Genomic DNA, 12,318 nt, shown 5'->3' with positions numbered 1-12,318 from the left:
GTTCAGGGAATGGGCACGGTCCGGGGCGGGATTGCCAACGCTGTCAATGGATGTCTTCAACGTATGATGAAACCCAGGCCATAGAAGCCCTCACTCCGCGCGCTTCGCCAGCAGCATATAGTTGACGTCCATGTCGGGGGAGAGGTTCCAGCGGTCCTGGAGCGGGTTGAAGAAAACGCCGGTGCGGTGGATGATTTGCATGCCGCTTGCGGATAGCGGCTTTTCCAACTCTTCCGGACGGACAAGCTTTTCGTATTGATGGGTTCCGCGCGGCAGCCAGCGGAGGATGTTTTCGGCTGCGAAAATCGCCAGCGCGCCGGCCTTGAAAGTGCGGTTGATGGTGGCGACGAACATCAGCCCGCCGGGCCGGACCATTTTCGCGCAGGTGGTGATGAAGAAATCCACGTCGGCGACATGCTCCACGACCTCCATGTTGAGAACGACGTCGAAGGTCTCGCCGGCTTCCGCCAGCTGTTCGGCGGTGACGGCGCGGTAGTCGACCGTGGTGCCGGTCTCGGCGGCATGGGTCGAGGCGATGCCGATGTTCTTTTCCGAGGGATCGGCGCCGACGACAGTCGCACCCATGCGGGCGACCGGTTCCGACAGGAGACCGCCGCCGCAGCCGATATCGAGGAAGCGCAGGCCGGAGAGAGGCAAATGGCTTCTCGGATCGCGGCCGAAATTCTCGCAGACGCGGTCGCGGATATAGGTGAGACGCACGGGGTTGAACTTGTGGAGGGGCTTGAACTTGCCCGTCGGATCCCACCATTCAGCGGCCATGGCGGAGAACCGGTCGACTTCGCTCTGATCGATGGTGCTGCGGACGGCTTCGGTCATGGTTTCATCCCCTTGGTTTCATCGTTTGAAGTCGGATGAGCGGGGGAAGAAGTCAAGAGGCCTTCGCTTCAAGGGCGGCTTGGCTGCAACCTCTCTGCAAGCCTGAAGTAGATCCAGCTCTGGAACGTCGATTGCCACCTGCTGAAGGTCGCTTCTGAGCTTGCTGTAGCGGCCGAACAACTGTGCCGCCATGTTCGCCACGCAGAATGGAAGCTCGGCGCAGGCCTTGCCGCTGAGGCCGATTTCCCGCTGGGCACGGACCGCTCCCGCCTGATGAGGCGACGGACGCATTGGGCCACTACACATGCGTTTGCGATAACAGGCGCGCAGGTGGCAGATCCGATGGTCCAGGCACATGAGCAATGCGGTAGCGCGGCACAGTTTCTCGTGTTGCTCGGCGCGGCGTTTTTCGTATTCACTGAAATCCTGCTTATTCACCTTGCGGCTCCTTTGTGCGGGCAGACTCGTCCCTTGGTGCTGTCGCGGTTTTCCTCGGGTCAGGCCCGAGGACGGGCTATCGGCCGGGACACGTCGGGTGCCTCGTAAGTAAATTTATAGGTGACACGCGACGTGTCCCGTTCGGTGTGTTTTTCCGCGCAACTCCGGTTCCTCTGCGGCGGCCCGTTTGTCGATTGATGTTTATCAGGGCCGGTTTGTGTGCGACACACGCACGCCCCGCCGTTTCCGGCGAGAGGGGAACCATTTTCTGCGCAGCCTCTGACGATCCGCTTGCATAAGGGCGGTTCGCCAGATCACCGGTCCCGCCTCGCCGGTTATGCGGGCCGGTGTAGCCGAAGCGGGACAGGCAAATTCTAGGCGGAGCCGGCGCGGACGGGGATGCGAGGGGATGGAATTTCGTCTATGTCTTTGAAAAACGGGCGGGGATGGGAGAAAATCATCCCCGGACAGCCGATGCCGGGGGAAGGGAATGGGCAAGGGGACAATAACCGTTGCGCGCTTAAAGAAGCTGCTGGTTTTCGAAGACCTGACGTTGAATGTTGTCGAGAACCGGACCGAATTTCTCGACGGTTATGTTATCGAACGCCTCCAGTTCCAGCTGTCGGACGGGACGCCTGTGCGTGGCTTCCTGACGCGGCCGAGCAAAGCTTCCGTCAGGCCCGGGCCTGCTATCGTCTACGCTCATGCGCATGGCGGCCGCTACGATATCGGCGCGTCCGAATTGATCGACGGCAGGCAGGCGCTGCTTGACGCCCCCGGGCCAATGTTGGCGCGGGAAGGCTATGTGACGCTCTGCATCGACATGCCGACGTTCGGCGAACGGGCGGATGTAACGGAGGACGCTGCAGCCAAGGTGGCGCTCTGGCACGGCAAGACGTTGTTCGGCCGGATGGTTTCGGAGCAGGCGGCGGCGCTTTCCTGGCTTGCGACACGGCCGGAGGTCGATCCGGCCCGCATCGGCGCGACGGGGATTTCCATGGGCGCGACGCTTGCCTATTTCCTCGCCGCGGTCGACCCCCGGGTTAAGGCGGCGGCGCATCTCTGCTGTTACGCGGATTTCGCAGCACTTGTCAGAACCGGCGCGCATAACCGCCACGGGCATTACCTGACGGTACCCGGACTATTAAAAGAGACGTCGACCGGAGAGATTGCGGGCCTCGTGGCGCCGCGACCGCAGCTGATCTGCGTGGGCGTAGACGATCCGCTGACGCCGCCGGAGGCGGTCGACATCGCCTTCGCGGAGACCGAGGCAGCCTATCTGAAGGCCGGAGCGCTCAGCGCGCTCGTCTTTCTGCCGGAGGCGGGTGTCGGGCATCAGGAGACACCGGCGATGCGCCGGGCGGTACAGAGTTTTTTCCAAGGGTATCTTTAAACGTGTGAGCTGCTATTTGCCGAAACCGGTGATATGGACGCACTTTCTCCCCATCTGCTCCTTGTACCGGGACTTGGTATAGCGCGCGATCTGGCCGGTCGGGCATTTCCCGTCATTGTAGAGAACCGAACGACCTGCCGGGATGCTGTCTACCGTCGGCTTGGTGGTCACGGTCTTGTTTTGGGCATAGGCAGGCGACAGCGAAAGCGGCGCGAGAAGAATTGCCGTCGAAAGCAGCATCATGAACAAGCGGGTCATTGAGGCCTCCTTTTATATGGACGCCGTCAAATTATCCTATCCCTATCGGAGCGGCCATTAGCCCGTCCGATAGAGGAATTAGCTCGGAAGGAGCTGATCTACCCCTTTACCCTCGACCCGTTTCCGTCAAACAGGTGCAGCGGAGCGCCGGCGACGGAGAAATGCGCGTCGTCGCCGGGGGAAATCTGTCGCTGGCCGGGGACGACGGCGAGCAGCTTTTCACCGTTAAGATCCGCATGAATGACGGTTTCGGACCCCAGTGCCTCGACGAGCCGAACCTTGACCCTCAGGCTGCCGGGGTCGTTTGCGAGCGTGATGTGCTGCGGACGGATGCCGATGGTCAACTTGTCGCCGACGGAGAGTTTTCGATCGGACATCGGCACCAGCAGGCGATGGCTGCCGCCGATCAGGAGAGTCGCGTTGCCCACTTCCTTTTCCACGACTTCGCCGGATAGGAAGTTCATGTGCGGTGCGCCGATGAAGCCGGCGACGAAACGGTTGGCAGGTGTGTTGTAGAGTTCGAGCGGCGTGCCGATCTGCTCGATCTTGCCGGCGCGCATGACCACGATGCGATGGGCGAGCGTCATCGCCTCCACCTGGTCATGGGTGACATAGATCATCGTCGAGCCGATGCGGGCGTGGAGAGCGGCGAGTTCGGCACGGGTCGAGACGCGCAGTTCCGCGTCGAGGTTGGACAGCGGCTCATCGAGCAGGAAAGCGGTCGGGCGGCGGACGATGGCGCGGCCGATCGCGACGCGCTGGCGTTGACCGCCGGAAAGCTGGCCGGGGCGGCGCTCGAGATAGGGTTCGATCTCCAGCATGCGGGCAGCTTCCCCGATGCGTTCGGCGACCTCCGCCTTCGGCATGTTGGAGTTTTCAAGGCCGAAAGCGAGGTTCTGGCGCACGCTCATATGCGGATAAAGCGCATAGGACTGGAAGACCATGGCGAGCCCGCGGTCGGCCGCGGTGACCTCGTTCACCCGCTTGCCGTCGATCTGGATCTCGCCGCCGGTGACCTTTTCAAGGCCTGCGATGGTGCGCAGAAGGGTCGACTTGCCGCAGCCCGACGGTCCGACGAAGACGACGAACTCGCCGTCCTTGATGTGGAGGTCGATGTCCTTCAGGACATGGACGGAGCCGAAGGACTTGTTGACATCGGTGAGTTTGATTTCGCCCATCGATCGGTATTCCTTACTTCAGACCGGTGCCGGCAATGCCGGTGGTGATGAAACGCTGCAGGAAGATGAAGACCAGCACGACCGGGATCATGGTCACGACGGTCATCGCCAGGATGAAATGCCACTGGACGTTCAGCTCGCCCGAATAGATGCTGAGCCCTACCTGCAGGGTATAGAGCTCGCGGCGCGACAGCACGATCAGAGGCCAGAGGAAGTCGTTCCAGCGCCAGACGACCGAGAAGATAGCGAGCACGGCGAGTGCCGGCGCCGTCAGCGGCAGGACGATGCGCCAGTAGATCTGCCATTCCGACGCCTTGTCCATGCGCGCCGCGTCGATCAGTTCATCGGGGATGGTCAGCATGTACTGGCGCAGGATGAAGACGCCGGTCGGGGTGGCGACCGTGGGCAAGATGACGCCCCAGAGGCTGTTGAACAGGCCGAGCGACGAGATGATCGAATAGAGCGGCACCATGATGACCGAGAGCGGCACCATCAGGGTGGCGAGGATGATCAGCATGGCCACGGAACGGCCCCTGAACTCGTATTTCGACAGCGCGAAGGCGGCCATGGAATTGACGATCAGCGTGATCAGCGTCGCGGTGACCGTGACGAAGACGGAATTCCAGAGGTAGCGCAGGAAATCGAAATGCACGAAGGGCTCGGTATAATTCTCTGTCGCGAAAGAGAGGGTTCGCACCGGCGTGCGGTCGTTCATATTGACCTTGATGATTTCCCCGGGCGTTTTCGGATCGACCATCTGGCTCATGACGCCGATACGGCGGACTTCGGCGAGAACCCGCGTCGAGCCGTCCGGAAGCTTCGCTTCGAAGAGTTGCAGCGGCTTGTCATAACCTTGGACCGTCGCCTGCTGGGTGACGTAGGGCAGGATGGACGGCGGGAATTCGGCAAGCGCTGCCGGCGTCTTGAAGGACGAGAAGGCGAGCCAGACGGCCGGACCGAACATGATGATCAGGCCGCCGACGAGCCAGAGCCAGGTTACGATATCCGTCCAATGCCAGCCCTTGCCGCCACGGCGGCGCAGAATGAAGCGAGAGGCGACACCCATCAGCGTTTCCCCTTCTTTTCGCCACGCTGGCCGATTCCGAGCTGGACCAGAGTAAGCACCACGAGCACGAGGCCCATCAGGATCGAGGCGGCGGCGGCCAGCCCCGGATTGCGGAGCGCCGAGGCAAAGCCGGTCTCATAGATATACTGGGTCAGGTAGAGCGTGCTGGTACCCGGACCGCCGCCGGTCAGCACGTAGACTTCGTCGAAGATCTGCACTGCCTTGATCAGGGCGAGGACCACGACGACCAGAAGGTTCGGGGCGAGAAGCGGCAGTGTGATGCGCCGGAAGACGCGCTCCGGCTTGGTGCCGTCCATTTCGGCGGCTTCATAGAGGTCCTTCGGGATCGCCTGCAGGCCGGCGAGCAGGATCAGCGTGTAGAGGCCCATATGCGCCCAGATCGAGACGCCGATCGTGGCGGCGAAGGTCCAGTTGCGATCGGTGAGCCAGGTATAGGGCTCGATGCCGAACTGGTAGAGGCCGAAATTCAGGAGGCCCTGGCGCTGCAGGATCCATTTCCAGATCAGGCCGACGACGACCGGCGACAGGAGGACCGGGAAGAAGAAGACGGCGCGCCAGAAGGAGCGGGCGGCGAGATCGCGGTTGAGGATCAATGCCGTAATCAGCGAAACACCGATCATCAGTGCCACCTGCAGGATCACGAACCAGAAGGTGTTGCCGACGGCCGTCCAGAAGGCATCCTCCTGGCAGGACATCGGATCGAGATAGCTGCCGCAGGTAAAGAGACGGGAATATTGCTCTGCGCCGACGAAATTGCGCTCGGCGAGGAAGAAGGCCGTGCCTCCGGTCATCGAATAGACGAAGTTGATGACGAGCGGCAGCAGCACGAAGATGCCGAAGATGAGCATGTTCGGCGCCAGGAAGAAGGCCGCCATGCCGCTGATGCCGGTCGCCTTCTGGACGGCGCGCAGAGGCACGTCGATGATGCGCATCAGAAGATGTACGGGCGCCATGAGGAGGCTGCCCAGGCGGGAGGTGTTTGTCGTTGTGCTCATCGTATTGAACTCCTCCCCGCGGTTGCGCTTCCAGCGGCGCATGCAGTCGGGACTATGGGATCCGAGTATGAGAGGCGGCGCGGCAAATTCCCGATGATCTCCCCCCTTGTGGGGGAGATGTCGCCGAAGGTGACAGAGGGGGGCGGCGGCGGTGCGACAAAACAGGAGGCTGACGATATGCCCAAGCTATACCCCCCTCTGCCCTGCCGGGCATCTCCCCCACAAGGGGGGAGATCGGCTGGGCGCACCGCTGCTTTCCTTCGCACCGGTTTCCTGCCAATGCGCCGCCAGTTCCTCACTGACCGGCGTCCTTGACCTTCTGGGCGATATCGGCGTCGATGCGGGCGAAGGCGTCGTCGACCTTCAGTTCGCCAGCAATCGTCTGGCCGACGCGGGTGACTATCGCGGCGTAGAACGTGTCGGACCAGCGCCAGGCCGGCAGTTTGAGCGCCGTTTCGGAGGTGGTCTTGGACGCGTCCACGAACTTCGTCAGAGCGGCCTTGGCGAGAGCATTGTCGGTCTTGAAGTCAAGCCCACCCTTGGCGACGACGGCCTTATGGCCGGGAAGGAAGAGAGTACGCTCGGAGAATTCCTTGACGATCTCTTCCCGTGCGAACCAGTCCATGAACTGGGCGACTTCCTTCGGGTTCTTGGTGTACTTGATCGCCACCAGAGCTGCACCGCCCGGCATGCCGGTGCAGGTGGCAGGGCCGCAGGGGCTGCCGGTTGCGACCCAGTCGAAATTCGTGCCGATCTTGGTCGCGAGGTTGGCGACCTGCCAGGAGCCGGAATAGTAGAAGGGCAGCTGGCCGTTGATGAAGTCCTCGGCAGCGGCTCGGTAGGTGTTGCCGGCGGCCGAGACCCAGACGTCCTTGGAGAAGGAGCCGTCCTGGTTCCAGTCGACGAACTTGGTCAGGAAATCCTTCGCGCCTTTGTCGAGCGGGGCTGGCTTGCCGTCCTTGCCGATATAATTCGCTCCGTAGGAGAGCAGCGGGGCCGTAATGCGGTGGCCGGAACGGTCGATCGCCATGGCGAACGAAACCTGCTGGCTTTCCTTGACCTTCTTGGCAGCGGCGGCCCATTCTTCCCAGGTCGCCTTCGGGCCTGGAATTTCGACGCCGGCCTGATCGAACAGGGTCTTGTTGGCAAAGCCGCCGGTCAGCGTGATCTGCGTCATGAAGCCGGAGATCTGGTTGGAACCGTCCGGGCGCATCCAGTCTGCCTGTGCGCCGAAATTGTCGTCCCAGTATTTTGGGTCCTTCACCAGCGGACGCAGGTCGAGCCAGTGTCTGGCATTGTCCTTGATCTGGGCGACGCGCGCGATATCAGGGCCGTTGCCGGCTTCGAGCTGGACCGGCAGCTGCTCCCTGACCACCCCGTAGGACACGTTGTCGAGGATGACGTTGATGCCGGGATTTTCCTTCATGAAGCGACCGACGAGGTCTTTCATGACTTCGCCTTCGACGCCGTCCGAATACCACATGATGCGCACGTCGCCGGCGTGTGCCGCAGTCGACATCAGAAGGGCGAGCGTTGTGCCTGCCAGAAGCGATTTCATTTTCATATTCATTTCCTCCTCCTTATGGACAGGGCCTCCTCCCGTCCGGTTTCTTCTCAACTCGGGTTCAGCAGACTTGCCTCGCCCTTGACCGTAAAATCTGCCCGCGCGATGACGCGGCCTTCGGCTTCCACGCTGCCGTCGGCCCTGAAGCGGACGCTACCATATTCCGGATCTTCGACAATGAATGAGCCTTCGGAATCCCGGCTGGCGGCAAGCGCGCTGAAGCGGCTTTCGACATAGGCCAGATCGCCGGCCTCGCAGACGCGGACGATCCAGCGGGTCTTCTGGCCGTATTGGCGCAGTTCGGCTCCAGCCGACGGGCCTTCGGTCGTCGGCACCAGATCGGAGCCGGCGCGCAACAAAACAGCGCCATTGCCGGAGCGGGCGAGCGCCAGAGTGCCGGAAACGCCGACTTCGTCGAATTCCGCCTTCGGGAACCAGGCGTGGGTGAAATCCGGCTGTTCCTCATAGGTAGTGAATTCAAGAACCGCGAGACCGCGATACTGCTGCACGCGCGGGATGGTGCCGCAGCCGCCCCAATAGGAGGGCCGGCCGTAGCCGAACTGGATGGTTTCGCCGGGATGGTTGATCCAGATTGCCGCTTCGGGCTTTTCGCCGATGCGCAGGTGCAGGACGGTTTCCTGGTAACCCCATTCGTCCCACCGGTAGTGGACGGTCGAGCCCATGGCGAAGTGTTCGCCCTTATAGTGATAAAGCGCGGCGAAGGAGTTCTCGCCCTGGGCAAAACGCCATTCCTGATGCTTTTCATCGCGATGGTCGGCAATTGCAGCAAAGGATGCCGGAATTTCAAGGCCATGGTCGCGGAGGCAGACGGCCATCTGCGGCAGGCAGTGCACGCGGCGGCCATACCAGCCCTTGCCCCAGAGCAGGCGGGCGACGGCGGAGAGCTCAAGCGAGCGGCCGGCGCAGAGCGTGTGTTCGTAGGAACGTCCCTGAGCTGCAGTGACCATGCCATGGTGGGCCGAACGGGCGATGACTTCGCAGAGCCGGACGATACCCGCCTTGGCGCGGTCGGCGATATCCTTGTCCGGCGAGAGCGCCGCAAGCGCCGTCAGGCCCTTGAGATCGATCGGAAAATAAGGGGCGGAGTTGAATTCCGCCATCTCCCATTTTTCGAAGTGGTCGAGCCAGGCGCGGACACGCTCCGCGCCGACCTTCGCCTGCTCCGAGCCTTTACGGCCGGAACGGACGAAGGTGGCCTCTGGGAGAAGATGGCCGGCAAGATAGGCGGAGGTATGGAAAAGCAGGGCGTGGTTTTCGGAGAAATACCACTGAACGTCATTGCCGGGCTCGTCCATCCAGAAGCGATAGTTCAGGATCGCCGCATCGATGCGGGCACGGGTCTTTTCATTGATGTCGCCGCCCCAGGCGGTCCGCGACCAGATGAGCGGCACAAGAGAGAAATCCGCGCAATCGTGGCAGTCCTCGATCGAGGGCAGGATTTCCTCGATCATTGCGTCCGTATCTTCGCCGGCGCGGCCGCTTGCCAGGCGCGCAAAGGCGCGGACGGTGTCGCGCTCGGAATATTCCGATACTTCGCTGAGCGTTTCAGCAATGCGGTCGGCAAGGGAAGCGGGAGCACTACCCTGCCGCTCGGCATGGCAGATCTCGACACCGAGCGAACGAGAGGCAACGAAGCCGCCGGCGTCAAGCGTGACGCGCAGGTGGCGGAAATCGGCGGGCGCCTTTTCGGAGGGGCCGACATTGAGGCTCTTGGCGCCGGCCGGCAGCACGAAGTCGAAATCAAATCGCTCGCGCGACATGAAATCGCCTTCGATCGCGACATTGACTTCGACCTCGACCGGCAGCGCTTCCGCGAACAGGAGGGTAATGTCGCCGCCGAAATAGTGCGGACGGTCGAGGTGCATTCCATCGAGCGCCGCTTCGAGGCTTTCGGCAACATGGCCTGCGACGGGAACGGGCAGCGCGACGCTGGCGGCCGGACCGGACAGATAATCGAACTGGTAGAAATAGCGGGCGTCGCGCTCGGCGAGATCGTCAAAGAAGAGGGTGATTTCGTTGAGACCAGCTTTCAGCGGCAGCTCGAATTCCTGCTTGGCTTCCAGATTGCGGCTGTAGGGCGCCATCCAGCCGATTTCCTGGTCGTTCAGCCAAAGGACCGCGCCGCCGCAGGTACCGAGCCGGATCTTCGCCGTGCCGGCGGCTTCCGCTTCGACATAGGTGCGGGTCCAGGTGGCAAGGCGGGTGGGACGGAACCAGAAACCGGAAAGATCGAGCCGCGGCGACCCGAAGGGCAGCCACCAGCGGGCGGCTTCGAATTCTCCGCGAACCTCGGGCCGTTTGCCGCGATAGGTTTCCGCAAAGATGGTGCGGCAGGGATATTCGTGAGGGATGAAGTTCTTCACCTTGGTGAGGAAGAAGAACGGGTCCATCTCGCCCTTCATCGGAGCGTCGGGTACGTCGAAACGCTCTTGCGCCGTGCGGCCAAGCTGCCAGTAGCGAACCGCTTCGCCCGGCTTCAAGTTTTTCCGCATCCAGTTCGCTTCAGGATTCATGGCAGTCTTATCTCAATTCGCTGAGGGCCACGGGGGCCACGTCGTTATATTCCTGGTTTTCGCCGGTCATGCCCCAGACGAAGGCGTAAGGGCCGGTGCCGGCGCCCATATGGATCGACCATGCCGGAGAAAGCACCGCATCCAGGTTCTTGACGAGGAGGTGGCGGGTTTCTTCCGGGCGGCCCATCAGATGGACGACCCGCTCCTCAGGCGCGAGGTCGAAATAGCAATACGCTTCCATGCGCCGTTCATGGAGGTGGGGCGGCATGGTGTTCCAGACGCTGCCCTCGGCAAGGTCGGTAATGCCCAGCAGAAGCAGGCAGGAGGGTGCGACTTCCGGATGGATGTACATCCGGAGATTCCGCAGATTGGCGCGCTTGGGATCGCCGAAAGTCAGCATCTTCGATTCCGCCCGCTTGATCAGGCGGTGCGGGATATCGGCGCCTGCCGGCACCGAGTTCATGTAGAGGCGAGCGGGCTTGTCTGCGGAGGCGCTAGCGACCGAAATCTGCTGCGCACCGCGGCCGATATAAAGAACGTCGCGGTTTTCAAGCGTAAAGCTCTTGCCGTCGACAGAGACGACGCCCGTGCCGCCGAGATTGGCCATACCCATCTCGCGGGCCGAGAGAAGGAAGGGTGTGCCGATATCCTCACCTGAACCGAATGCCAGGGTGCTCGACGTGGGGACAGCGCCGCCGAGGATCAGGCGGTCGACATGGGTGTAAGTAAAGGAGACCTTGCCTTCCTGGAACAGGTCTTCCATCAGGAATTCGGCGCGCAGCCGGGCCGTATCGTAGGTCTTGATGTCGTTCGGGCCGGCGCCGTAGAGAATTTTCATCGTCATGCCGCCTGTTCTCCCGCTTCCACATGGCGAAGAGCCTCGGAGAGGCAGAGGATCGCCAGCGCCTGGCCGTAGCCGGTCGGCTGGATCGGGATGTCCCGGTAGAATTGCAGATCATGGCCCATGCGCGTGCCGTAGGAGACGTTGAGCACGGTACCTGTAGCGTCGATATTTGCGAGGACCGCGTCGACGGCTTTCAAGCCGGCGGCCCGCCACTCGGGCGTTCCGAGGCCGAGTCGGTAACCTTTCAGGAGGCCGTAGCCGAAGCCCGCGGTCGCGGAGATCTCCTCGTAGGACGAGGGATCGTCCAGGAGGGTGCGCCAAGCGCCCGAGGCAGTCTGCAGCGGCAGGAGCGCGTTGACCTGCGCCACCAACACGCCGAGCAGGTAATCTTTCACCGGCTTCGGCATTTCCGCCAGATCGAAGAGATCCAGCATGCCGGCGGTGATCCAGGCATTGCCGCGGGCCCAGCGCGCTTCAGCGAAATTGTGATGGCCCTTGAAGGTCCAGCCGTGGAACCAGAGGCCGGTCTTGCGATCGGCAAGATAACGGGTGTGGACGAGGAACTGCCTTGCAGCCTCATCGACAAGTTCGGTCCGGCCGCTCGCTTGCCCATAGGAGGCGAGGAAGAGGGCGACCATATAAAGGGTGTCGTCCCAGAGTTCGTCGTCATTGACCTTGTCGGAGACGTGATGTTCGAAGGCGCCTTCCTCGGTGCGGCCCATCTCCGTCATGACGCGGCTTGCCCAGGCGTCCAGCACAGGCTGCCAGCGGGGATCTTTCGTTTCGCGCCAGAGAACCGACAGGCCGAGCATGGGCGCCGTCGTGTTGACGTTGAGGGACGGCAGGCCCGCCTCGATCTGTTTGGAATACCAGTTTTCGATCAGCGCCTTCAAATCGTCGCGGCCGGTGAACAGCCAGAGCCGGATGAGGCCGTAGAGGCCGACACCTTGAGGCCATTCCCAGCTGTCGAAGGAGATGTAGTCGCCGGCGGTGCCGTCGAGATTGGGTTCGTGAAAGCGGCCTTCATGACGAAGTCCGGTAAAACCGGCCACCAGGCGATCAAGCTTTTCACGGATGTCGCGGGCTGACAGGCCCATCAGTCACTTCCTCCCATTGCTGCACCTTGCGACGGCGCACACAGTCTCAATCCGCTTCTCCCGAGCGGCAATCTCATGAAAACATCTGAAAAT

Annotated in this window: 11 protein-coding genes; 1 reads left to right on the top strand and 10 read right to left on the bottom strand. The window is 62.1% G+C overall.

Annotation, left to right across the window (positions count from 1 at the left end):
- Window positions 1-90 precede the first annotated feature (90 nt).
- Together ubiG and C5L12_RS13895 are read right to left on the bottom strand one after the other, a co-directional pair.
- On the bottom strand, window positions 91-837 hold the full coding sequence (gene ubiG, locus C5L12_RS13900; protein ID WP_105372647.1) for a bifunctional 2-polyprenyl-6-hydroxyphenol methylase/3-demethylubiquinol 3-O-methyltransferase UbiG: 747 nt from the start codon (window positions 835-837) through the stop codon (window positions 91-93).
- An 18-nt stretch (window positions 838-855) separates the two neighbouring features.
- The gene (locus C5L12_RS13895) at window positions 856-1,275 is read right to left on the bottom strand and encodes a hypothetical protein (protein WP_157949048.1); all 420 of its coding nucleotides are present in this window, start codon (window positions 1,273-1,275) and stop codon (window positions 856-858) included.
- A gap of 490 nt (window positions 1,276-1,765) precedes the next feature.
- Here C5L12_RS13895 and C5L12_RS13885 point away from each other — a divergent pair, with 490 nt between their 5' ends.
- Window positions 1,766-2,668 (top strand): alpha/beta hydrolase family protein, encoded by a 903-nt coding sequence (locus tag C5L12_RS13885; protein ID WP_105372644.1) that lies wholly within the window; start codon window positions 1,766-1,768, stop codon window positions 2,666-2,668.
- A 12-nt stretch (window positions 2,669-2,680) separates the two neighbouring features.
- On the opposite strand, the gene C5L12_RS13880 is transcribed toward C5L12_RS13885, so the two are convergent.
- The 8 genes from C5L12_RS13880 to bglB form a co-directional block, all read right to left on the bottom strand.
- Window positions 2,681-2,926 (bottom strand): DUF6719 family protein, encoded by a 246-nt coding sequence (locus C5L12_RS13880; RefSeq protein ID WP_105372643.1) that lies wholly within the window; start codon window positions 2,924-2,926, stop codon window positions 2,681-2,683.
- A gap of 98 nt (window positions 2,927-3,024) precedes the next feature.
- Window positions 3,025-4,104, bottom strand: a complete 1,080-nt coding sequence (locus tag C5L12_RS13875; RefSeq protein WP_105372642.1) for an ABC transporter ATP-binding protein — start codon at window positions 4,102-4,104, stop codon at window positions 3,025-3,027.
- A 13-nt stretch (window positions 4,105-4,117) separates the two neighbouring features.
- Window positions 4,118-5,170, bottom strand: a complete 1,053-nt coding sequence (locus C5L12_RS13870) for a carbohydrate ABC transporter permease (RefSeq protein ID WP_105372641.1) — start codon at window positions 5,168-5,170, stop codon at window positions 4,118-4,120.
- Window positions 5,170-6,186 carry a carbohydrate ABC transporter permease gene (locus C5L12_RS13865; RefSeq protein WP_105372640.1) on the bottom strand — a complete coding sequence of 339 codons (1,017 nt, stop codon included), beginning with the start codon at window positions 6,184-6,186 and terminating at the stop codon, window positions 5,170-5,172. Before C5L12_RS13865 ends, C5L12_RS13870 begins: the two co-directional genes overlap by 1 nt.
- A 295-nt stretch (window positions 6,187-6,481) precedes the next feature.
- Window positions 6,482-7,750: an ABC transporter substrate-binding protein gene (locus tag C5L12_RS13855; RefSeq protein WP_105372771.1), complete on the bottom strand. Its 1,269-nt coding sequence runs from the start codon at window positions 7,748-7,750 to the stop codon at window positions 6,482-6,484.
- Between the two features lie 50 nt (window positions 7,751-7,800).
- Window positions 7,801-10,284, bottom strand: coding sequence for a hypothetical protein (locus tag C5L12_RS13850; protein WP_105372639.1), 2,484 nt, complete (start codon window positions 10,282-10,284; stop codon window positions 7,801-7,803).
- Window positions 10,285-10,291: 7 nt separating this feature from the next.
- On the bottom strand, window positions 10,292-11,128 hold the full coding sequence (gene kduI, locus C5L12_RS13845) for a 5-dehydro-4-deoxy-D-glucuronate isomerase (protein WP_105372638.1): 837 nt from the start codon (window positions 11,126-11,128) through the stop codon (window positions 10,292-10,294).
- Entirely contained in the window at window positions 11,125-12,225 is a 1,101-nt protein-coding gene (gene bglB / locus C5L12_RS13840; protein WP_105372637.1) for a beta-galactosidase BglB, read from the bottom strand. The genes kduI and bglB overlap by 4 nt, the downstream gene beginning before the upstream one ends.
- Window positions 12,226-12,318 lie beyond the last annotated feature (93 nt).

The organism is Neorhizobium huautlense, assembly GCF_002968575.1.
In the GTDB taxonomy this organism is placed as follows: Bacteria; Pseudomonadota; Alphaproteobacteria; order Rhizobiales; family Rhizobiaceae; genus Neorhizobium; species Neorhizobium huautlense.
Note: the sequence above shows the minus strand (reverse complement) of the source record. Positions and strands in the feature narration are given on the sequence as shown.